Annotated in this window: 17 protein-coding genes and 2 tRNA genes; 6 read left to right on the top strand and 13 right to left on the bottom strand. The window is 67.4% G+C overall.

Annotated elements, in window-relative coordinates; translation table 11 throughout:
* Nucleotides 1-188: 188 nt before the first annotated feature.
* Nucleotides 189-1085, top strand: coding sequence for a YihY/virulence factor BrkB family protein (locus tag DA69_RS05920; protein ID WP_051582071.1), 897 nt, complete (start codon nt 189-191; stop codon nt 1083-1085).
* On the opposite strand, the gene DA69_RS05925 is transcribed toward DA69_RS05920, so the two are convergent.
* Together DA69_RS05925 and DA69_RS05930 are read right to left on the bottom strand one after the other, a co-directional pair.
* A complete protein-coding gene (locus DA69_RS05925; RefSeq protein WP_025976982.1) occupies nt 1051-1293 on the bottom strand; it encodes a sulfurtransferase TusA family protein in 243 nt (80 codons plus the stop codon). The two genes, DA69_RS05920 and DA69_RS05925, sit on opposite strands and share 35 nt — an antisense overlap.
* Nucleotides 1290-1784 carry a CinA family protein gene (locus DA69_RS05930; protein ID WP_145915905.1) on the bottom strand — a complete coding sequence of 165 codons (495 nt, stop codon included), beginning with the start codon at nt 1782-1784 and terminating at the stop codon, nt 1290-1292. The genes DA69_RS05925 and DA69_RS05930 overlap by 4 nt, the downstream gene beginning before the upstream one ends.
* A 73-nt stretch (nt 1785-1857) precedes the next feature.
* Between DA69_RS05930 and DA69_RS05935 the strand changes: the two genes are divergently transcribed.
* On the top strand, nt 1858-4134 hold the full coding sequence (locus DA69_RS05935; protein WP_025976980.1) for a fused MFS/spermidine synthase: 2277 nt from the start codon (nt 1858-1860) through the stop codon (nt 4132-4134).
* Here DA69_RS05935 and mfd read toward each other — a convergent pair.
* Both mfd and DA69_RS05945 read right to left on the bottom strand, forming a co-directional pair.
* A complete protein-coding gene (gene mfd / locus DA69_RS05940) occupies nt 4131-7580 on the bottom strand; it encodes a transcription-repair coupling factor (protein ID WP_025976979.1) in 3450 nt (1149 codons plus the stop codon). The genes DA69_RS05935 and mfd overlap by 4 nt on opposite strands.
* Nucleotides 7580-7909, bottom strand: coding sequence for a succinate dehydrogenase assembly factor 2 (locus DA69_RS05945; RefSeq protein WP_025976978.1), 330 nt, complete (start codon nt 7907-7909; stop codon nt 7580-7582). The genes mfd and DA69_RS05945 overlap by 1 nt, the downstream gene beginning before the upstream one ends.
* Nucleotides 7910-7996: 87 nt before the next feature.
* Between DA69_RS05945 and recG the strand changes: the two genes are divergently transcribed.
* Nucleotides 7997-10087, top strand: coding sequence for an ATP-dependent DNA helicase RecG (gene recG / locus DA69_RS05950; RefSeq protein ID WP_025976977.1), 2091 nt, complete (start codon nt 7997-7999; stop codon nt 10085-10087).
* A gap of 34 nt (nt 10088-10121) precedes the next feature.
* Here recG and DA69_RS05955 read toward each other — a convergent pair whose 3' ends face one another.
* The 3 genes from DA69_RS05955 to DA69_RS05965 all read right to left on the bottom strand — a co-directional run bounded on the left by DA69_RS05955 (nt 10122) and on the right by DA69_RS05965 (nt 13196).
* Nucleotides 10122-10685 (bottom strand): DUF2497 domain-containing protein, encoded by a 564-nt coding sequence (locus DA69_RS05955; protein WP_025976976.1) that lies wholly within the window; start codon nt 10683-10685, stop codon nt 10122-10124.
* 169 nt (nt 10686-10854) lie between these two features.
* Nucleotides 10855-12429 (bottom strand): TolC family outer membrane protein, encoded by a 1575-nt coding sequence (locus DA69_RS05960; RefSeq protein ID WP_025976975.1) that lies wholly within the window; start codon nt 12427-12429, stop codon nt 10855-10857.
* Nucleotides 12430-12566: 137 nt separating this feature from the next.
* Nucleotides 12567-13196, bottom strand: a complete 630-nt coding sequence (locus tag DA69_RS05965) for a protein-L-isoaspartate O-methyltransferase family protein (RefSeq protein WP_025976974.1) — start codon at nt 13194-13196, stop codon at nt 12567-12569.
* A gap of 131 nt (nt 13197-13327) precedes the next feature.
* Here DA69_RS05965 and DA69_RS05970 point away from each other — a divergent pair.
* Nucleotides 13328-13401 (top strand) — tRNA-Cys (locus DA69_RS05970).
* Nucleotides 13402-13450: 49 nt separating this feature from the next.
* Here the strand turns inward: DA69_RS05970 and DA69_RS05975 are convergent.
* Nucleotides 13451-14266, bottom strand: coding sequence for a TrmH family RNA methyltransferase (locus DA69_RS05975; protein ID WP_025976973.1), 816 nt, complete (start codon nt 14264-14266; stop codon nt 13451-13453).
* Between the two features lie 111 nt (nt 14267-14377).
* Between DA69_RS05975 and DA69_RS05980 the strand changes: the two genes are divergently transcribed.
* Both DA69_RS05980 and DA69_RS05985 read left to right on the top strand, forming a co-directional pair.
* Nucleotides 14378-14452, top strand: a tRNA-Asn gene (locus DA69_RS05980).
* 185 nt (nt 14453-14637) lie between these two features.
* On the top strand, nt 14638-15882 hold the full coding sequence (locus DA69_RS05985) for a DUF6880 family protein (protein WP_025976972.1): 1245 nt from the start codon (nt 14638-14640) through the stop codon (nt 15880-15882).
* 85 nt (nt 15883-15967) lie between these two features.
* Here DA69_RS05985 and DA69_RS05990 read toward each other — a convergent pair whose 3' ends face one another.
* The 5 genes from DA69_RS05990 to DA69_RS06010 are packed head-to-tail and all read right to left on the bottom strand — an operon-like array spanning nt 15968 to nt 22517.
* Nucleotides 15968-17140, bottom strand: a complete 1173-nt coding sequence (locus tag DA69_RS05990) for an acetyl-CoA C-acyltransferase (protein ID WP_025976971.1) — start codon at nt 17138-17140, stop codon at nt 15968-15970.
* Nucleotides 17141-17149: 9 nt separating this feature from the next.
* On the bottom strand, nt 17150-18796 hold the full coding sequence (locus DA69_RS05995; RefSeq protein ID WP_025976970.1) for a carboxylesterase/lipase family protein: 1647 nt from the start codon (nt 18794-18796) through the stop codon (nt 17150-17152).
* Between the two features lie 8 nt (nt 18797-18804).
* Complete coding sequence (locus DA69_RS06000) at nt 18805-19686, bottom strand: SDR family NAD(P)-dependent oxidoreductase (protein WP_025976969.1); 882 nt, start codon at nt 19684-19686, stop codon at nt 18805-18807.
* 60 nt (nt 19687-19746) lie between these two features.
* Nucleotides 19747-21207 carry an MFS transporter gene (locus DA69_RS06005; protein ID WP_082891455.1) on the bottom strand — a complete coding sequence of 487 codons (1461 nt, stop codon included), beginning with the start codon at nt 21205-21207 and terminating at the stop codon, nt 19747-19749.
* Nucleotides 21208-21248: 41 nt separating this feature from the next.
* The gene (locus DA69_RS06010) at nt 21249-22517 is read right to left on the bottom strand and encodes a serine hydrolase domain-containing protein (protein ID WP_025976967.1); all 1269 of its coding nucleotides are present in this window, start codon (nt 22515-22517) and stop codon (nt 21249-21251) included.
* Between the last annotated feature and the right edge of the window lie 16 nt (nt 22518-22533).

A 22533-nucleotide genomic window follows, 5' to 3' on the forward strand; every position in this document is an offset into this window, starting at 1 on the left:
GCCCCCGCCGCCGTATCCGAGCCTTGGGGCATGATACCGGCGCAGCGGCCGCCCGCAATGGGCAAGGCGACATATCGCCGGGCGACGGATCAGGGGTTCCAACTTCATGCCGAATGGGGTTAATCCCCCCGCTTGTTCGACGACGAGGCCTTGGATTGACCCAGCCCTTACCGCTCGCGGACCTGCCCATGCACATGGCGCGCCTTGCAGGCCGCGCCTTCGCCAGAAGCTGGGGCCGGGACGTCATGCTCTATACCGGCGGGGTTTCCTTTTTCGCCCTGCTGGCCCTGTTCCCGGCCATCGCCATCCTGATCGGCTTCTATAAGGCCGTCCTGACGATAGGACAGGTGAGCGAGCAGGCGGCGGCGCTGGCGGACGTCATCCCCTCGGCCGCGCGCACCCTGTTCCTGAACGAGATCGACCGCCTGGCCAATACTTCGGCGCGGACCGTGTCGCTGCAGAGCGCGATCGCCCTGGTGATCGGCGCCTACGCGGCGCATCGGGGCTTCAAGGCCTTGCTCGCGGGGCTGAACCTGATCCACGACGAGACCAAGCCGCTGGGCTTTTTCAAGTTCAACCTACTGGCCTTCCTGGTCGCGCTTGCGGCCTTCGTGCTGTTCACCGTGGTGTCGGGCGCCGTCGTCACCTCACGCTTGATGGAGCACGCCTATGTCGACCAACCAGGCGGCTGGATGACCCTGCCGCTCGATGGCTTGTGGCCCGCTCTCGGGCTGTGGCTGGGGCTGACCATGCTCTATCGATACGCCATGGCGCACGCCAAGCGCGTCGCCTGGAAGGCCGCCGTCATCGGCGGCCTGGTCGCCACGGTCATGTCCAGCTTCTTCTCGTGGCTGTGCACCATCTATGTCGAGCAGATCGTACATCTGGGCGCGACCTACGGCTCGGTCGGCGCCGTGGTGGTGCTGCTGATCTGGCTATCGTGGAACGTGAACGCCGTCTTCTATGGCGGCGCCTTCGCCACGGAACTGGAGATCGACTGGGAAAAGCGCGCCGCCCTGCCCCCGCCCGAGGCCTATCCCGATACGGTTGTCAGCCTGTCCGAGCGTCGCCGCTCTCGACAGTGATCTGAAGCAGGCCGTCCGACTCTTCGATCTCAATGACCTGACCGCCCATTTCCTGCATCAGGAAGGGCACGTCGATCCGCGCCATCGGATCAGTCGCCAGCAACGTCCATTGCGCGCCCGCGCGGCCGCCCTCCATCGCCTTGCGTAGCCTGAGGCTGGGGACGGGACATTTATGACCCCGCGCGTCGACGACGATCGGGTCGCTCATCGCGTCACGGCGTCGTGCAACAGGCCCAAGGCCACGCGCACGCTTTCCAACCGCACTTGGTCCCGCCCGATGGCGCCGAAGCGCTTTTCAACATGGGCGACGGACCCGTCCGCCCGCGCGATGGCGAAGTGAACCAGGCCGACCGGCTTGTCGCCCGAGCCGCCGCCTGGCCCGGCGATGCCGGTGACCGACACCGCGAACTGGGCCCGCGAGCGCGCCTTCGCGCCCTCGGCCATGGCCCGCGCCGTCGGTTCCGACACCGCCCCGAAACGCGCCAGCACGTCCTGCGGCACGCCCAGCATCTCCGTCTTGGCCTCGTTGCTGTAGGTGACGAAGCCCCGATCCACGACGGCTGAAGACCCGGCGATCGCCGTCAGGGCGCCCGCCACCAGCCCGCCGGTGCAGCTTTCGGCCGTAGCGATCATCAGACCGGCCTTGATCGCATGGCCGATCACGCCTTCAGCGATCGCCTCGATATCCTGCGGCAACATGGGAATTCGCTCCATCCTCGAGTCGTCCTAGCCTCGACCTGCGGAATCACCCGTTCGAGGTCGAAAGCAGCGCATGACCGAACACGTCCTGTCCCCGGCGCATCGCAGGATCGACGCGATAACACCTGCCGCCTTCGCCGTCGCCATCTTCACCTCGGCCAGCCTGGTTTTCCTGGTTCAGCCGATGGCGACCAAGCTGGTGCTGCCGTTGCTGGGCGGATCGCCGTCGGTGTGGAACACCGCCATGGTCTTCTTCCAGGCGGCGCTGCTGGCGGGCTATCTCTACGCCCACCTGCTGCAACGGATACCGTCGGTGCGGTGGCAGGCCATGACGCATCTGGCGCTGTTGGCGGCGGCGGCCGTTTTCCTACCGCTGAGCATTACTGAGACGTTGGGGGATCCTGATCCAGCCGCCCCGATCGGCTGGCTGCTGGGCGCTCTGTTGCTATCGGTCGGGGCGCCCTTCGCCATCCTGTCAGCCACCGCGCCGCTGCTGCAGGCCTGGTACGCGCGCGCTCGCGTCGGCCGCCCCGACGGAGCCAACCCCTATGTGCTGTACGCCGCCTCCAACCTCGGCAGCTTCCTGGCGCTTCTGGCCTATCCGGTCCTGATCGAGCCGCTGGCGTCCCTGTCCGGGCAGAGGATAGGCTGGACGGTGGGATACGGAGTCTTCGCCGCCATGATCGTGGTGCTGGCGGTCATCCTGCCCCGCGGTCTCGGCGCCGCGCGCACCGCCGCCTCGGACGAGCGCAGTCCGGCAATCCCCTGGACGCGCAAGATCATCCTGATCCTGCTGGCCGCTGCGCCCTCCAGCCTGATGCTGGGGGTGACTGCGCACCTTTCGACAGACGTGGCTTCGGCCCCCTTCCTGTGGGTCGCGCCGCTGGCGCTCTACCTGCTGACCTTCGTCATCGCCTTCCAGACGCGGCCGTGGATTCCTCTGTCCGTCACCCTGATCCTGCAGGCGACCTTCACCGTGATGATCGGCGCCATGGTCGGCATGACGACGGGGCATTGGCTGATGCTGCTGGGGGCGCACCTGGCCGCCTTCTTCTTCACCACCCTGATGTGCCACCAGCAGTTAGCCGCCCGACGCCCGGCGCCGGACCGGCTCACCGAGTTCTACCTGTTGATGTCGCTGGGCGGGGTGCTGGGCGGGGCATTCACAGCCTTGCTGGCGCCGACGCTGTTCCAGACCGTGCTCGAATATCCGCTGGTCATGGCGCTGGTCTGTCTGGCGCGGCCGTGGCTGGGAGGACGTCCCGCCAAACATGAAGTCTGGCTGATGACGGCGGGCCTGACGATCGCCGTATCTGTACCGCTGCTGTTCGAGATGATGCGCTATGATGCATCGTTGCGCACGGTGTTCAGCGACTTCGGCCTGACTGCAACGGCGCAGATCATCCTCGGCGGCGCCGCCATCTGCGCCTTCCTGATCCGCGATCGCGTGCTGATGTTCACGGCTGTCGTCGCCGCCATGACGCTGTCGGCCCACTACATCGGCCGCGGTTACGACTGGAGCCTGTCCGAGCGCAGCTTCTTCGGCGTCATGCGTGTGGCGGTCACGCCGGACCCCAAGATGGGCGGCGACGTTCACGTGCTGATGCACGGCACGACCCTGCACGGCGCCCAGGCGCGCAACCCCGACTTCGCCTGCGCCCCGACCATGTACTATGCCGAGACCACGCCTCTCGGGCAGGCGGCCGAACTGATCCAGGCCCGCGGCCCGGGCGCCGTTATCGGCGTGGTGGGTCAGGGCTCGGGCGCAATGGCGGCCTATAAGCGCGCCTCGGATCAGATGACCTTCTTCGAGATCGACCCGATGGTCGACCGGCTGTCGCGCGATCCGAAGTGGTTCACCTTCATCTCGAACTGCGCTCAAGGCCCGGTCCGCACCGTCCTGGGCGATGCGCGGTTGACGCTGAACAAGGAAGCTCGCCGCTCCTACGACCTGCTGGTCATCGACGCCTTCTCATCCGACGCGGTGCCGACCCATCTGCTGACGCGCGAGGCGATCGAGGGCTATCTCAAGCTGCTGAAGCCGACGGGCGTCGTGGTGCTGCACCTGTCCAATCGCAACCTGGAGATCACCCTGCCCGCCGTCGCCGCCGCGCGCGAACTCGGCGCCGCCGAACTGCACCAGATCTACATCGAGCACCCCGACGCCGCCCTGATGGCCGAAGCCTCGACCGAAGCCCTGGTCATCTCGCCTACGCCCGAAGGTCTGGCCGACTTCAAGGCCGACGGCCGCTGGCGCAAGCTGGAGCCGACCGAAGTGCGCCCCTGGACCGACGACTACGTCAATCTGTTCGGCGCCCTTGTGCGCAGCATGAGGGGGCGCGCCGGCTAGGCCGCGCCCGCCACCCGCGCCAGATCGGCGGTGATGCGCTCGGCGACCTTCAGACGGTCGTCGGGCGTGGGCCATTCGCCCTTCACCACGATCTTCTGGTCCGGCCGGATCTTCCAGAAGGCGTGGTTCTTCTGGATCAGACCCACCAAGCCCATCGGATTGGGGAAGGTGTTGTTGCGCAGCGTCAGCACCGCGCCCTTGGGCCCGATGTCGATCTTCTCGATGCAGGCCGTCCGGCAGTTGGCCTTGACGCCGACGATCCGCAGGAGTTGCTGCGCCTCGTCCGGCAGCGGGCCGAACCGGTCGATCAGCTCGGCCGCGAGCGCCTCGCGATCCTCCATATTCTCGGCGTCCGACAGGCGACGATAAAGGCTGAGGCGAAGGTTCAGGTCCGGGACGTAATCCTCTGGAATCAATACAGCCGCGCCGACATTGATCGAGGGCGACCAGCCGCGATCCGGCGCCGCCTCGCCCTGCTCGCGCAGTTCGGCGACGGCGTCTTCCAACATCTGCTGATACAGTTCGACGCCCACCTCACGGATGTGTCCCGACTGCTCGTCGCCCAGCAGATTGCCGCCGCCGCGCTGGTCCAGATCGTGGCTGGCCAGTTGGAAGCCAGCGCCTAGGTTGTCCAGAGACTGCAGCACCTGCAGCCGCCGCTCGGCCGACAGGCTCAGGGGCTTGGTGGGGTCGGTCGTCAGATAGGCGAAGGCCCGCGCCTTGGACCGGCCGATGCGGCCTCGGATCTGGTGCAGTTGGGCCAGACCGAACATGTCGGCGCGGTGCACGACCAGGGTGTTGGCCGTCGGGATGTCGATGCCGCTCTCGACAATGGTGGTCGAGACCAGAACGTCATATTCGCCGTCGTAGAAGGCGCTCATCACCTCCTCCAGTTGGGTCGGGCTCATCTGGCCGTGGCCGACGACGAACTTCACCTCTGGCACCTGTTCGCGCAGGAATCGCTCGATGTCCGGCAGGTCCTTCAGGCGCGGCGCGACGTAATAGGCCTGACCGCCGCGATATTTCTCGCGCAGCAGGGCCTCGCGCACCAGCACCGGATCCCATGGCGTGACATAGGTCCGCACCGCCAGGCGGTCGACCGGCGGCGTGGCGATGATCGACATTTCGCGGATGCCCGACAGCGCCATCTGCAGTGTGCGCGGGATCGGCGTGGCCGTCAGGGTCAGCAGGTGAACATCGGCCCGCAAGGACTTCAGCTTCTCCTTGTGTTTGACGCCGAAGTGCTGCTCCTCGTCCACGATGACGAGGCCCAGATCCTTGAAGCCGACCTGATCGGCCAGCACGGCGTGGGTGCCGACGACGATCTCGAAGCTGCCGTCCTTCAGGCCCGCGCGCGTCTCGTTCGCGTCCTTGGCCGTGACCATGCGCGACAGGTGACGCACCTTGATCGGCCAACCGGCGAAGCGTTCGCTGAAGGTCTTGAAGTGCTGGCGGGCCAGCAGCGTCGTCGGACAGACAATGGCGACCTGGTGCCCCGTCATGGCCACGACGAAGGCGGCGCGCAGGGCGACCTCCGTCTTGCCGAAGCCGACGTCGCCGCAGATCAGACGATCCATCGGCGTGCCCTTGCCCAGATCTTCCAGCACGTCGCCGATGGCGTTCAGCTGATCGTCCGTCTCCTCATAGGGGAAGCGGGCGCAGAACTCGTCGAACAGGCCGGCCGGTGGCGTGATGGAGTCGGACACCCGCAGCGCCCGCTTGGCGGCCAGGGCGATCAGCCCTTCGGCCATGGCGCGCAGGCGCTCCTTGGCCTTGGCCTTGCGCGCCTGCCAGCCCGCGCCGCCCAGACGATCCAGCTGAACCCCTTCGGCGTCCGTGCCGTAGCGCGTCAGAAGGTCAATGTTTTCAACCGGCAGGTAGAGCTTGCTCTCACCGGCGTAGAGGAGTTCCAGGCAATCGTGCGGCGCCTCCTGGATCTCCAGCGTGCGCAGGCCCTCGTAGCGGCCGATGCCGTGATCCAGGTGAACCACCAGATCGCCCGCCGTCAGGGCCGAAGCCTCGGCCAGGAAGTTGGACGCCCGCCGCTTGCGTTTCGGCCGCGCCAGCCGGTCGCCCAGGATGTCGGTCTCGGAGATGACGGCCAGGTCGCCCGTTACGAAGCCGTGCTCGACCGGCAGCACCGCGCGCAGATAGACCCCCTCGGGCGCCACCTGCACGTCGTCCCAGTCGCGCACCGCCACGACGTGCGTCAGGCCGTGATCGCCCAGCATGGCGGCCAGACGCTCGGCCGAACCTTCGGACCAGGAGGCGAACAGAACGCGCTTGCCCTGCGCCTTCAGCGCCTCGGCGTGCTGGGCCACGGCGGCGAACAGGTTGACGCTGTCCTGCGACCGTTCGGCGGCGAAGCTGCGGCCCAGACGGCCGCCCGCGTCCTCGCCCGAACCGGCGGCCAGCGGCGACAGACGTCGCACGGCGCGGCCCGCCAGCGCGCTGTTCCAGTCGCCATCGTCCAGATAGAGCCGCGCGGGCGGCAGGGCGCGATAGGCGGCCCCGCCCTTGCCGCGCGCCGCCTCCTTGCGCGCCTCATAGGCGTCGACGGTCAGGTTCCAGCGCTCTGCGCGCGCCTGTTCCGTCTGGCTGTCGAGGAAGACCGGCGCCGCGGCCGGCAGATAGTCGAACAGCGTATCCAGCCGGTCGTAGAACAACGGCAACCAGTGCTCGACGCCCTGACGACGCGCGCCGTCGCTGACGGCGGCGTACATCGGCTCGTCGCCGGGCGCGCCAAACAGGTTCAGATAACCGCTGCGGAAACGCGAGATAGCGTCGGCGTCCAGCAGGACCTCCGACACCGGCGACAAGGAAACCGCCTTCAGCTGGCGCGTCGAGCGCTGGGTCTCGGGATCGAAGGCGCGGATCGATTCCAGTTCCGAGCCGAACATGTCGAGGCGGACCGGCTCGTCGAACCCCGGCGGGAAGACGTCGATCACCCCGCCGCGAATGGCGTATTCGCCACGCTCAGACACGGTCGAGGCCCGCATATAGCCGTTGGTCGAAACGTAGCGTTCCAGAGCAGCCGTATCGAGGTCGGCGCCGACCTTGGCCGCGAAGCCGGCGCCGGTCACGGCGCTGCGCGGCGGCGTGCGCTGGGCGGCGGCGGCGACAGTGGCGACCACCAGCAGCGGCGTCCTGTCCGCCGGATCGCGCGTCGCCAGCCGGGTCAGCGTCGCCATGCGCTGAGCGGCGACCGAAGCCGTTGGGCTCAGCCGGTCGTAAGGCAGGCAGTCCCACGACGGATATTCAAGAACTTCAACATCCTTGGCGAAAAAACGAAACGCCTGAATGAAGTTTCCCGTACGCTGATAATCGCGCGCCACGAACAAGGCGGTCCCGCCCTGCGCCTTGATCCGGTCGGCGACGATCAGGGCGTCCAGTCCCTCAGGCGCGCCGCCCAGCTCCATGTCGGCCCGCGCCGGCGCGCCGTCCATCAGCCGATGCCCCTGGCGACTTCGGCCGCAACGTGCTCGCGCATGAAGGCGCGGATGCGGGCGATCATCGGTCCGTCGAACTCAGGCGGGGTCGGTTCGCGCTCGATGATCCAGGCGTAGAGGTATTGATCCTCTTCATCCAGCAGGGTCTCGAGTTCGGTCAATTCGTCGTCGTTCAGCGTCGGCGCGACCTGGTCGGTGAAGGGCCCCAGCACCATGTCGGCCTCGCGAAAGCCCCGGCGCCAGGCGCGGAAGGACAGGCGCCCCAGGCGCGTCTTGCGGTCGTCGGTGTTCTGGGCGTCCTCAGGACGTGCGTCGATATCGGCCACGCTGTTTCCTTGCCTGTCCGTTCACTTCGGTAAGAGGCGGATCAGATAGCGTTCCAGACGCCGCTGCGCCAGCTATGCTGCACCATCATGAGGCCCGAGATTCTCTTTCCCCTGTTCGCGGACGTCACCACGCTGAAAGGCGTGGGGCCGCGCAGCGCGCCCCTGGTGCAGAAGGTGGCGGGTCCGCTGGTGCGCGACGTGCTGTTCCTGTCGCCCAGCGGCGTGATCCAGCGGCGCCGCACCACGGCGATGGAGGCCGTCGACGGCGAGATCGGCGTCTTCGAGGTCGTGATCGATCGCCTGATTCCGCCGCACAAACACGGCGCGCCGATCAAGGTGCGCGCCATCGACGAGACGGGCTTCATCCACCTGATCTGGTTCGCCGGGTCGCCGCGCCATATTGAGAGCCTCGCTCCGCGCGGGTCCCGGCGTCTGGTGACGGGCAAGGTCGAGCGCTTCAACAGCGAAGTTCAAATCGCCCACCCCGACTACATACTGCCGGTCGAGAAGGCGAATGAGATTCCGCTGTCCGAGCCGGTGTATCCGGCGACGCAGGGGCTGACCTCACGCCAAATCCGCAAGCTGGCGCAGGGCGCGCTGGCCCTCGCCCCCGAGCTTCCCGAGTGGCAGGAGCCGAACTGGCTGACGGCCCGGCGCTGGGCCGGCTGGCGCGCAGCGCTGGAGGCCCTGCACGCCCCGACGAACGAGGCCGATCTGGCGCCGGACGCCCCGGTGCGTCAGCGCCTGGCCTATGACGAACTGTTCGCGCACCAGTTGGCCTTGGCCCGCGGTCGTCGCGCCCGCCAGATCACGCCCGCCGCCCGCATTACGCCGGGCGAAGTCTCCGCCCGCCTGCTGGCCGCCCTGCCCTTCGCCCTGACCAGCGCACAGGAACAGGCCGTCACGGAAATTCGCGCCGATCTGGCTTCCGGCGAGCAGATGGGGCGGCTGCTGCAGGGCGATGTGGGTTCCGGCAAGACAGCCGTCGCTGCCCTGGCCCTGGCCGATGCGGCCTCCAGCGGCTTTCAGTCCGCCCTGATGGCGCCGACCGAGATTCTAGCGCGCCAGCACTACGACAAGCTGTCGCCGATGCTGGATCAGGCGAGCGTGTCCAGCCTGTTGCTGACCGGGCGCGACACCCCGGCCGAACGGCGCGGTAAGCTGGCCGCGCTCGCCTCCGGCGAGGCTCAGGTCGCCATCGGCACCCACGCCCTGTTTCAGGACGCCGTGCAGTTTCACCGGCTGGCTCTGGCGGTCATCGACGAGCAACACCGCTTCGGCGTGCGCGAGCGCCAGCGTTTGCAGGCCAAGGGCGACCCGCGCCTGGGCGGCGTCCACCTGCTGACCATGTCGGCGACGCCTATCCCCCGCACGCTGGAGCTAACACAGTACGGCGAGCTAGAGGTAAGCCGCCTAATGGAGAAGCCGCCAGGCCGCACGCCCGTGACCACGGCCGTCCTGCCGCTGGCGCGCATCGGCGAGGTGGCGAAACGGCTGAAGGCGGCGGTCGAGGCGGGCGCCCAGGCCTATTGGATCTGCCCTCTGGTGGCCGAATCCGAGGCCATCGACCTGGCCGCCGCCGAGGATCGGGCCGAAGACCTGCGCAAACTGCTGGGAACCGAGGTCGGCCTGGCCCACGGCCAGATGCCGGGGGCCGAGCGCGAGGCGGTTATGGCTGCGTTCGCGGAGGGCCGCCTGCCCGTCCTCGTCGCCACGACCGTGGTCGAGGTCGGCGTCGACGTGCCCAACGCCTCCATCATGGTGATCGAACACGCCGACCGCTTCGGTCTGGCCCAGCTTCACCAGTTGCGCGGGCGCGTGGGACGCGGCGCCAAGGCCAGTTCCTGCATCCTGCTGTACGGCGGCGAGGACGGCACCCTGGGCGAAACGGCAAAGGAACGGCTGGAGACCCTGCGCCGCACCGAGGACGGCTTCGTCATCGCCGAGGAGGACTTCCGTCTGCGCGGCGGCGGCGACCCGCTGGGCCTGAAGCAGAGCGGCTTCCCGGCCTATCGCTTCGCCGATCCGATCCGGCACCGCTCCCTGCTGCTGGCGGCGGCCGATGACGCGCGCCTGCTGCTAGGCCGCGACCCCGAGCTGGCAAGCGAGCGCGGCCAGGCCGTGCGCCTGCTGGAAGCCCTGTTCGACTGGAAAAACGAACGCCCCTCAGCGGACTGAGGGGCGTCGAAAAAACTCGGCGAAGCTCGAGCGATCAGCCCGCGCTGCGGGCGATGCGCTCGACTTCCTTGCGCACCTGGGCCTCGACGATGGCCGGCAAGTTGGCGTCCAGCCAGTCCTTCAACATCGGGCGCAACATCTCGCGGACCATGGCCTCGACCGTGTTGCCGCTCATGAAGGGCATGTCGCCCGTGGCGGCGACAGGCGCCGGTTCCGGCTTCTGGAAGCTGGCGGCCAGGCCGGCGAAGGCCGAGGCGGCGCTGGCGGCGGCGCTTTCGCCGACCAGGGCGTCCGTCTCAGGCGCGACGGCGGGCGCAGGCTCAGGTGCCACGACAGGGGCCTCGACCGGGAAAGGTGCTGCGTCCGCGACTTCCAGATCGCCGATGGCCTCGGCGGCCGGGGCCTCATAAGGCTCCGTCAGCTCAAGAACGTCTTCCTCGGCGGCCGCGATCGGAGCGGGCTCGGGTTCGGGCGCAGGGGCAGGTTCCGGCTCGGGCGCAGCGGCGGTTTCCGCCGGGGCGTCGTCTTCAGAGATAATCCGGCGAATCGACGCCAGGATTTCTTCCATCGTGGGTTCCTGAGCGGAGTGGTCGGTCATGTCGGAGCCTTAAACCTCGGTGCTCGATCTCGGTGATCACCCGCTGAGCCGGAAAGGGCGCAGGGCGAACGGGCGCGGCCGATACAGACTCGCCTCGCCCCTGCCCTGTCGTCGCATCAACCTCGGCCGGAATCAACGGACGTTTTCGTCCGTCCGCGCGGGCGAGGCCTCAGCCTTGCGGCGCCGTGCGAACGACCTCGCCCTTCAACTGGCGGTCGACTGGCGCGTCTTCGGCGTCAGCAGCGGGCGTCACAGCCGGCGCAGCGACCCGGTCCAGCGTCTCCAGCAGGCCGTCCCACGGCAGAGCGCCGCGATTGCGGATGGCGTTGTAGTTGTCAGCCGGATCATAGGCGTCGATGGCCGGATCCAGATTGGGGCCGCCCAACCGCCCCATCGCCGCCAGCAACTGAGCCTGAGCCACATATTCATTGCGGCGCGCGCTGGCCAGGGCGACCTCGGCGCTACGCAGTTCCAGTTCGGCGTTCAGCACGTCCAGAGTGGTGCGCAGGCCGACCTGCGCTTCCTGGCGCACGCCCTCAGCGGCGACCGACGCGGCGCGGACGGCCTCCTGACCGGCGGCGACGCTGGACCTCGCCGAGGCGCTTTGAGCATAGGCCGAGCTGACCGCTTGCAGCACGGTGCGGCGCTGGCCCTCGACGTTGATCTGGGCGGCGTTGGCGCGCTCAAGAGCCTGCGCGACGCGCGACCGGTTCAGCCCGCCCGTGAACAGCGGCACCGAGACCGAAGCCCCGGCGGTGAAGCTGGTGCGGTCCGTCAGGTCAAAGCCGGACAGGTCGTTGGCCGCACCGCCGTAGGAGGCCGTCAGGCGCGCCGAAGGCAGATATTCCGATCGCGCGGCGGCCACGTTCGCCTCAGCCGCCTGCTGGGCGTAGAGGGCGGCCAGAACGCCGGGGTTTTCAGCCAGACCCACATCCATCGCCGCATCGAAATCCGACGGCAGACCCGGCAGGATCGGCAAGGCCTGAAGGTTGGACGGCGCCTGCCCCACCACGGCGGCGTAGGCCGCGCGCGAGACGGATAACTGCGCCTGAGCGCCGGCCAGGTCGGATTCGGATTGCGCCAGACGGGCTTCTGACTGAGCCACGTCGGTGCGGGTGATCTCGCCCACTTCAAAACGGGCGTTCGATTCGTCCAGCTGGCGGCGCAGGACCTGCAGGTTCTCCTGGCGGATACGCAGGATCTCCAGATCGCGCACGACATCGGCATAGGCCTGGACGACCGAAGTCATCACCTGCTGCTCGACCTGACGCAGGTTTTCACGGCCCGCCATGACGTTGGCCTCAGCAGCAGAAATGCCGTGCGACACCCGGCCCGCCGTCCAGATGTTCTGGCTCAGGCTGACGCTGGCGCTGGCGCCGTCGCTTTCGATCGTGCCGCCGCTGGTGGTGCTGCTGCCTGGCAGCGTGCCCGTGGCGTCCGGCACGCCGTCGCCGTTCGTATCGATCGGGATGGTCTGGCCGGGAATGGTCGTGGTCACGCGATCCGTGCGGGTGCGGCTGTAGTCGACGCCCGCTGAGGCGTTGATGGTCGGCCGCAGCCCGGCGCGCGCCTGAACAATGGATTCGTCCAGGGCGCGTTGATTGGCGCGTTGGGCCAGAAGGGACGGATTGGTCCGATAGGCCAGACCGATCGCTTCCTGAAGCGACTCGGCCAGAACCGGCGTCGCCCCCATCGTCAATGCGACCAGAGCGACCGAAGCGAGCGCGCGCGAGCGTTTCAACATGAACCTGTCCCTGCCTGACGCCCCCCGTTCGGCGCGCCTGTAGTGCCTTCTAACGGCGTAGTTGGCGGCTAGCCTCGCCCGACGCCAGTTAAGTTTTTTTCACGCAGCGCGATGCCTGTTCCGTCGCGAAGCAGGCGTTAAAGCGCAAACGCCGGCGCCGGCGTCATTTCCGGCAGCAGGTCAGGCGCCGCATCGAACAGTTCGCGGCGCGACACGCCTTCACGGCCGCGCACATAAAGAACCGCCGCGCCGCTGGCGCCGTCGCGCTCCACCACGGCCAGACGGCCGCCGGGACGCAGGGCCGCGATCCAGGAATCGGGCCGCTCGATCACCGCGCCTTCGCTGACGATCAGGTCATAACCTTCACCCTGCGGCTGGCTCAGCGGCGCGACCGCCGTCTCGACGCCGGCCTCGGCAAGGGCCGCGCCGACCACGTCGAACACGGCCGCATCTGATTCCTGAGCCGTCACCTGCAGGCCCATCTGCGCCAGCACGGCGGCGGCATAGGGGGCGGCGATGGCCAGCGCCTTCTCGCCCGAACGGGCGTCTAGCCCCTGCAGCAGCTTGGCCACATCGCGCGGCAGCATCAGGCGGCGACCATTCGCGATCTCCGGCTCGACGTCGGCATAGGCCGAGAAGGCGCGGTCAGGGGCGCAGAATCGCTCGCGCTGCACAGCGCCGATGGCGGCGTGCAGTTGGCGGTCGGTGACGTCGTTCACGCGGACTTGCGAGTCCAGCATCACCTTGCGGGCGGCGGCGAAATCCATAATCCGAAGTCCTTCAGGTCGGCTTAGGCGAAGAAATGTGACGCGCTTATAGGTCCGTGCGTTGCAGCGGACAATCCGATCTGATAGCTGACGGCCCTCGCGATGGCGGGGCCTCTGGAAACGGGGGCCACGGCCTGATGGCGGAGTGGTGACGCAGAGGACTGCAAATCCTTGCACCCGGGTTCGATTCCCGGTCAGGCCTCCATCGCGATGAAACATCGAGAAAGCCGTCCCTCGGGGCGGCTTTCTTGTTTTCAGCCTTCAGCCAACTTCGCCGTCGTGATGTGATGCAAGGCCACGGCGCTGGTGGCCGCCACGTTCAGCGAATCGAATCCTCCCGCCATGCGGATGCCGACGGGGCGGCAGCGCGCGATGATCTCCCCCGGCAAGCCCGGCCCCTCGCTGCCCAACAGAATCGCAGTGCGTGGCGCGGGCGCCAGCTCGGCCAGCGCCTGATCCGCCGACGGCGTCAGAGCCAGCACTTCGAATCCCCTGCCCTGCAGCAGGTCGATCATGCTCCCTGCCTCCAGCCCCGTCGCCATAGGCGTACGCAGGACCGCGCCGACCGAAACCCGGATCGCCTTGCGGTAAAACGGATCGCAACAGGTCGGGTCCAGCAGCACCGCCCCGGCTCCGAAGGCGGCGGCGTTACGAAACAGCCCGCCCATATTGTCGTGATTGCCGATTCCGCACGCCATCACGACCACGGCCCGCTCCGGCAGTCGATCCAGTAGAGCGCCCGGCTCGGCTGGGTTCGGCTTGCGGCCCAGGGCGAGGATGCCCCGGTGCAGATCAAACCCCGCCACCGCGTTTAGAACCGCTTGAGCCGCCACATGGACGGGCACGTCGGACGGAAGACGCTCCAGCACCTCTCTCAGCCCCTCCAGCCGCTTCTCGGCGATCAGCACCGACACAGGCGCGCACACCGACGCCCTGGACGCCAGGACGCGCAGAACCACCTCTCCCTCGGCGACGAACAGCCCCTGCCGCCCGGTCAGGTCGCGCTCTTTCACATCGCGAAAGGCGGCGACGCGGGGATCATCAGGATCGAAAACAGTGATCGGAGTCATGCTGACCCTTGTAGCGCAGGGCTTTGCGAAAAAATTTGGCGATTTCTGCGTTTTACCCGTTGCATGAATCGAAAAGGCGCTGCTATACGCCGGCCTCCCCCGAGGGGATGTTCCGCGGTAGCTCAGTGGTAGAGCAGCCGACTGTTAATCGGCTGGTCGTAGGTTCGAATCCTACCCGCGGAGCCACTCGGGGGATTGAAATCCCAAAACAATCTCACGACGAGACCGCAGCGCTCAAATGACGCCGCCGCCCCGTCTCCATGGATCCCCCTCCCTCCTCACCCCGCAACGCCGGTTGCGGTGACGAATCGCTGTTGGAGCCCGTGCTATAGGCGCTGCTTAGGACGACTCCGCTCCTCCCGAGGGACCTCATGGCGCGACAACCCAGGATCTCGGCCAGACTGTCCGCAGCCAACCTCGTCCATCTCGGGGCGCCTCGCCTGGCGGACCTGCTGATCGAGGCCGGCGCCGGGAACGCCAATCTCAAGCGCCGCCTTCGTCTTGAACTGGCGGCCGAGGCCGGTCCCGACCTCCTCGCCCTTGAGATCGACAAGCGCATCGCCGCCGTCTCCGTCGCCCGCACACGTGTATCCTGGCGCAAGCGCGGCGAACTGATCGATGATCTGAACACGCACCGCGACATGATCGTGGAGCGCCTGGCGCCCGAGGCACCCGGCGAGGCGCTCGCCGTCCTCATCCGCTGGTTCGACCTCTATCCTGGTCTGGCCGCCCGCGTGAAGGACACCAAGGGGGAACTCTCCGCCGCCTTCGAGGCCGCCGCGCCGGATCTCTTCGCTCTTGCCGAGACCGTAGACGATCATGCATTGCGCGACCTGATCGACGCTCTGGGCCGACGTCCGCAGGATTACGCGCGCTGGGTCTTAGCCGCCGGCGAGGCCCTCGGCCCGCTTACGGCGCGTCGGCTGCTGGCCAGTCTGGACGCTTCGGCCACGAAAACCCCGTCGGGCCGCAACCTGCTTCGCCGCCTGGCGGACAAGGCGGAGGACCTCGACCTCTGGCTCTCGCTCGTCACGCCGGAGCAGGCCGGGTCGCCCGACATCGCCGCCGACATCGCCCGCCGCCTCCTTGCCGCGGGACGGATTGCGGAAGCCCGCGCCGCCCTCGAAGGCGTCCTGAACCCTTCACTGCTGAATCGTCGCTGGACCTTCGGCCACAACCCGACAGACGGCGCCCCGCGCCTGACCCCGGCCTGGGAAGCCGCATCCATCGACGTGCTCGACGCCGAAGGACACCGCCAGGAGGCCCAGGATCTGCGCTGGAGCCTGTTTGAGCGCGACCTGTCGGCGCCCGTTCTTCGCGATTACCTTTCGCGACTGCCCGACTTCGATGATGTCGAAGCGCTGGACCTGGCGTTCGCCCACGCCGCGGCTCATCCGGACTTCGAGGCGGCCATGCGGCTGCTGATGGATTGGCCCGCCCACAGGGAGGCCGCGGCGCTCGTTCTGGCGCGTCCCCGTGAAGCCCGGCTGCCCCGACCACAGTCAGGCGACTGGAAGGCGCGCCTGGCCCAGCGTTATCCCGAGGCCGCCGAAGTCCTCACAAACCAGTCGCCTTCCCCGTCCCTGAAGAAGCTCCGGCGGCCCTCGGGCCATTGAGAATAGCCGGCAGAAAGGGTCGTTGCCGGTCTCGGCAAGAAGCCGCCTCGCTCGGCCAATCCTCACGCAGCGATTTGAGACACACTCAGAGGACCTCGAACAGCCCCGCCGCGCCCATGCCGCCGCCGACGCACATGGTGACGACGGCATAGCGCTCACCCCGGCGCGTGGCTTCGATCAGGGCGTGGCCGACCATGCGGGCGCCGCTCATGCCGTAGGGGTGGCCGATCGAAATGGCGCCGCCGTTGACGTTCAACCTGTCATCCGGAATGCCCAGACGGTCGCGGCAATACAGCACCTGGACCGCAAAAGCTTCGTTCAGTTCCCATAGGCCGATGTCGGAGACCTTGAGGCCGAAGCGCTCCAGGAGACGCGGCACGGCGAAGACGGGGCCTATGCCCATTTCGTCCGGTTCGGTGCCCGCCACGGCCATGCCGACGTAGCGACCGAGGGGCTGCAGACCGCGGCGCGCCGCCTCCCCTGCCTCCATCAGAACACAGGCCGAGGCCCCGTCTGACAGCTGGCTGGCGTTGCCCGCCGTGATGATGCCGCCCTCGATCACTGTGCGCAGGCCCTGCAAGCCCTCCAGCGTGGTGTCGGCGCGATTGCCCTCGTCCTTCTCCAGCGTGACGTCGCGATAGGAGACCTCGCCCGTGGCCTTGTACACGACCTTCATGCGGCTGGTCAGGGGCACGATCTCGTCGTCGAACTTGCCCGCGGCCTGGGCCGCCGCCGTGCGCTGCTGGGATTGCAGGCCATAAGCGTCGCACGCCTCGCGCCCGATGCCATAGCGCTGTGCCACCACCTCGGCGGTTTGCAGCATGGGCATATAGGCGTCCGGCGCCTGGGCCAAAACTGAAGGGTCCGTGCTGACCCGCAGGGCCGCGTCCTGGACCATGGAGATGCTTTCCACGCCGCCCGCCACGACGATGGGCATCTGGTCGGTGATGATCTGCTTGGCCGCCGTGGCTATGGCCATGAGGCCGGAGGCGCACTGCCGATCGATGGTCATACCCGCCACGCTGACGGGGAAGCCGGCCGCCAGCGCCGCCGTGCGGCCGATGGTGTGCTGCACGCCCTGCGGCAGCGCCGAGCCGATGATGCAGTCGTCGATCTCAGCCGGATCAATACCGGCGCGGGTGACGGCGGCCTTCAGCGCATGGGCCATCAGGGTCGGCGACGGGGTGTCGTTGAAGGCCCCACGATAGGCCCGGCCGATCGGGGTGCGGGCGGTCGAGACGATTACGGCTTCACGCATGGCGGGTCCTCACTTGGCAGGGGTGTTGAAGGCGGGCGAACAGGTTTCAGTCTGCGGCACGGATGGAGCAATCAATCCGATATTCCAGAACCACGCCAGGTCTCCGGCGGCTCGGAGGCGACAGACCACCTCTTCATGCAACTCGTAGCCATTCTGAGTTTTGACGCGCGCCGCAGGGCGGTCGTCGACGTGCAGATAGGCCTGGGCGTCGCCATAGGCGGGCCAGTCGCTCTCTCCCTCGGCCATGGGGCGGCCCGTCTTGACGAAGCTGGCCCAGTAGCGGGTCATAGTCTGGGACAGTCCGTCTTCGTCCGGGGTCGCAGGCGGGCGCGGCCAGTAGGCGGGCAGGCGATCGGCTGTCCCGAACACGTAAGGGATTTCCGAAGCGTGGAAGGCCCGCAGATTATGGGCCTCCTGGGCCGGGTAGCCGTGATCCCAATAGTAGAGATAGCTATTTAGCCCGACTTTCTGCTGTCCCTCGACCAGCCGTTCGGCGCTCCAGCCATACAGACCGTCGCGCGTGGCCGCCAACATGGAGGCGTCGAGGTCGTCCCCCGAATAGAGCTCAAGGAAGGGACCGGCCAGATCGCCATATTTGGCGCGGATCTCACGGATCCAGGCCTCCTGGCTCTCAGGCTTTGGCGGCAGGAGAATCCGCAGGGAGCGGATTTCACCCTCATTGAAGCCCGCCAGAACCGGCGTCTTGGCCTGTTCGCCCGCGTCGATGGCGTCGATCACCTGCTTAGGCAGGATGTGGCCGTCCACGGTCCCCATGGGGAAATAGCCGGTCGCCGGCAGCTTGGCCAAAATCTCGTCGGCAGAGAGGGCGCGAAGCTCGTCAGCCGTCTGGGCCCCAAGCGCCGTGGCCACGGTCGTCCCCGCCAGCTCAGAGTCCGGCCAGCCGACATAGGGCGTGTCTCGCAACACAGGCGAGGTGATCATATAGGGGCTCTGAGCGATGGCGCCGTGGAACAGCCCCTCAGCCCTGGGCGAGGTCATCAGGTACATGACGCTGAGCGCGCCCGCGCTCTCGCCCGCGATGGTGACGCGACCGGCGTCCCCGCCAAAGGCGGCGATGTTGTCCCTCACCCACTCCAGGGCCGCGATCTGGTCCAACAGGCCATAGTTGCCCGAGATGTTCTCAGGCGTCTCGGCGCTCAGAGCCGGATGGGCCAGCCAGCCGAACAGGCCGAGGCGATAGTTGATGGTAACGACGACCAGCCCCTCGCGAGCCAAGGCGGCGCCGTCGTAAAAGGGCTCGTGCCCCGCCCCCATGCTCAGCGACCCGCCATGGATCCAGACCATGACCGGCAGGTCCTTGGCGCCCTCGGGCGCCCACACATTGAGGTAAAGGCAGTCCTCGCTGATGGCTTCATAGTCCGCGACCGGCGTCTTGGCCTGCATGCACGCCGCGTCGAAGCGCGTGGCGTCCTGCACCCCGTTCCACGCCTCCACCGGCTGAGGCGCGCGCCATCGCAAGTCGCCGACGGGCGGTTTTGCGAAGGGAACGCCCTTGAACACGGCAAGGCGACCCTCGACCTGACCCCTGACCTGACCGGCCGTGGTCATCGCCACCGGCGAACCGGCCAGGGCCGTCGCCGGCAGCAGGGCCAGCGACAACACCCCCGCGACAAGGAAAAATCGAAGACTGCTCATCTGCATCCTCAGATACCGGGGCCGAAACCGGCCTTGCCCAGTTCCAGCTTCGACTGGTCAAAGGCTTGATGGGGGACGATATCGTTGGCCGGGTCGATCAGCTCGTCGAACCGTTCGACCAGGATCTCAGCGATATCGTCGGCATCGGCAGGCACGTGGATGCCGCGCGTCATAGAGATGCGGGCGGCCTCGAAGCTCTTGGCTCCGGCGCAGATGATGGTGCGGTTGGGGGCATCGGCGTGCACAAGCGCCAGCACGGCCGGCGAAACGAACTCTGGCCGGATCAGGTCCACCGTCTCCTGAGGCATCAGGCCTTCCATCATCTGCGTGGCGGCGGTCGGCGCCAGCGCATTGACGCGGATGTTGTAGCGCTCGCCTTCCAGGCCCAGCGTCTGCATGAAGCCGACCACGGCCATCTTGGCGGCGCTGTAGTTGGCCTGGCCAAAATTGCCGAAGATGCCCGACGACGAGCTGGTCATGACGATCCGGCCATAGTTCTGGGCCCGCATGATCTCCCAGACCGCCTTGGTCGGAATAACCGAACCCATGACATGCACATCCAGGATCAGGCGGAACGAGTCGAGGTCCATCTTGCCGAAGCTCTTGTCGCGCAGGATGCCGGCGTTGTTCACCAGAATATCGATCCGGCCCCACTGTTCATGGGCCGTCTTGACCATGGCGTTGATGAAGGCCTCGTCCGTGACGGAGCCGATGGCGGCCATGGCCTCGCCGCCGGCGGCCTTGATCTCGGCCACGACCGCGTCTGCGCCGGCGCCCATGTCGTTGACGACCACCTTGGCCCCGCGCTTGGCCAACAGCAGGGCGTGGGAGCGACCCAGGCCGCCGCCGGCGCCGGTCACAATGGCTACCTGGCCGTCAAGTCTGATCATGAGCGTTCTCCATTGTCGTAAAGCGGCCAGCCAGGCCCCCCGTCCCGGCTGGCCGCGCCGTCACTCGGCGCCGGCCTTGCGGGCGTCCAGAGCGGCGATGATTTCCGCGTGGCGCTTGCGTGTCAGGCGGTAGCCAAACAGGAACAGCGGCGCGAGGAAGGCGATCAGGGCAGGCAGCGGGCCGGACGCCAGCGCCAGCTTGGTCAGGACCTCGCTGGGGATCACCAGATCCGGACGCGAAGCGATGTCCGTGGGGAAGCGGATCAAGTCCAGCGCCACGCCGGCGATCAGGCCCCCGACGCCCGAGGCCGCCTTGAACGCCAGCGTCAGACCCGAGAAGAACAGCCCTTCGCGGCGCACGCCGAACAGATACTCATGCTCGTCTGCGGTGTCGGCCATCATCGACTGGAAGCCGACGCCGCCGACCATGATGGCCGTGCCCATGAGCATGCCGTTGATCAGCAGCACGATCGCCGCTGCGTCCGGCGTCAGTTTCACCGGCGACAAGACTTGGTAAAGCGGCGGCCAGAACAGCAGCACCGCAATGGCGAAATAGGCGATCAGCGAAAGGGTGCGCTTTTCCATGCGGCGCAGGATCAGCTTGCTGAGCGGCGCCCCCAGCACCGGCCCCAGACAGGCGCTCAGCAGGATGATCTGGATCGCCGTCGTATCCAGCCCCCAGAAGTAGCGGCTTGAATGCAGGGCCAGCGACGAGTGGGTCGAATAAGCCAGAAAATACAGCAGCACCGTTCCGAACAGCAGCATGAAGGAGCGGTTGCGCTTCAACTCCTTCATCTCGCGGAAGAAGCCCAGCAGCAGGTTTTCCTTGCTCTCCTCCGGCCCATGCAGGCGGGGCTGAACCGACCAGACCGAACGAATGGCGATCATGCCCGCAAGGAACATGGCGAAGGCGCATGTCCAGCCGAAGGGACCATAGTTTTCGCGCTCCAACATCCCCGTGGCGCCGGACATGAAGACGCCCAGACCCAGGACCACGCCGAGCAGGATGCCGGCGTTCTGGAACGACAGGCGATAGGCCACGATGCTGGCCCGCTCCGTATGGTTGTCGGTCACCTCGGCGCCGACGGCCGTATAGGGCAGCACGAAACCCGACAGCGAGACCCGCAGCACCACCAGACAGACGGTGGCGTAGATGAACTGCGCCGCTCCGGTCAGGCTTTCGGGCATGGAGAACAGCAGGCCGAACGACAGGACGAAGGGGATCAGGCCCAGCGCCATGAAGGGGACCCGGCGGCCATAGCGGGATTTCAGCCGGTCGCTGGCCAGGCCGATGGCCGGATCGGCCACCCCGTCCACCAGCAGAGCGATCATCTTGGCCAGCCCGGCCATGGTGCCGCTCATGCCGCAGACGGCCGTGAGGAAGAACAGCAGGAAGAAGCCGAAGCCAGCGACGACAATGCCGTCGGCCAAGGCTCCCGAACCGTAGGTGAGTTTGAACACGCGTTTGAGAGGCTGGCTACGCAGCGCCGCCCGTGTCGCTGGATTACTGGTGTGACTCATGCCGCTCCCCACATGCTTTCGCCCCGAACTCCACGGCCAGATCAGGCCGAGCGCCCGGCCTCGTTGAGTGCGCCATAGATGCCTTGCTGGAACACCGGCAGGGCCTTGCGCCCGGCGGCGCCGCGCCCCGTGGCGATCGTCGAGCCGCTGTTGGCGGAAACCGGCACCTGGTGCTGGATCAGGAAGATCATCACCATGTCGTTGGCCGGATCGGCCTGCCACCACGTGCCGAACACGCCCGGCCAGGTGAAGCTGCCGACTTCGCCGTAGCCATAGGGGTTGTCGGTCAGATCCTCGGTGATCGCCAGACCCAGGCCGAAGCCGGACTTGGTCCACAGGTCCATGCCCGCGAACGGATACTTGCGCTGTTCCGGCGTCAGGCGGTTGGTCAGCATCAGCTTGACCGTCTCAGGCTTGAGCAGACGAACGCCGTCCAGCTCGCCGCTGTTCAGCAGCATGCGAGCGAAGCGGTGATAATCCGGTGCGGTCGTCACCAGTCCGCCGCCCGCAGGCGTATATTCGGGCGGGGCGTCGAAGACCGGGATGTCCACCCGGGCCAGTCCATCCACACCCTCCCGATAGGCATAGAGGCTGGCCAGACGATCCAGCTTGTCTTTCGGCAGCCAGAAGTCGGTGTCCATCATCCCCAGCGGATGCAGCACCTTCTCCAGCACGGCCTCGCGCACCGGAACGCCAAGGACGCGGCCGATCAGGAAGCCGAGAACCTCAGTCGAGTGCCCATAGTGGAAATGGTGCCCCGGCTGGCACGACAGCGGCAACGTCCCCAGCCCCGCCAGCCATTCATCGACCGACTTCTCATTGATGCCGGGATCCCCCAGCGCCGCGTTGTAGGCCGCCTGGATGGGCCCTTCGGAGAAGGGCGCATAGGCCAGTCCCGACCGGTGGGTCAGAAGGTCCTCGACCGTGATGTCGCGGTGAGCCGGCTCGGTCTGGTCCAGCGGCCCCGCCGGGTCGAGCAGAACCTGACGATTGGCCAGCTCGGGGATCCAGCGCGTGACCGGATCCTCGAGCGCCATCCGCCCGTCCTCGACCAGCATCATGGCCAGGACCGAGGTCACCGGCTTGCTCATCGAGGCGATGCGGAACTGGCTGTCCGGACGCATCGGCTTTTCAGCCTCGCGGTCCTGCCAGCCGATCTGCTCCTCATAGAAGACCTGCCCGTTACGCGAGGCCAGCGCCACCATCCCGGCCAGTTCGTCGCGATCGACGAAGGCCTGCAGTTTCGGGCGAATAGCCTTCAGGGCTTCCGGATCAAAGCCCAGAGACCGGGCCAGTGCTTCATGACTCATCACGCCACCACAGGTC

Origin of the sequence: Brevundimonas naejangsanensis (genome assembly GCF_000635915.2) — a bacterium.
Lineage (GTDB): Bacteria > Pseudomonadota > Alphaproteobacteria > Caulobacterales > Caulobacteraceae > Brevundimonas > Brevundimonas sanguinis.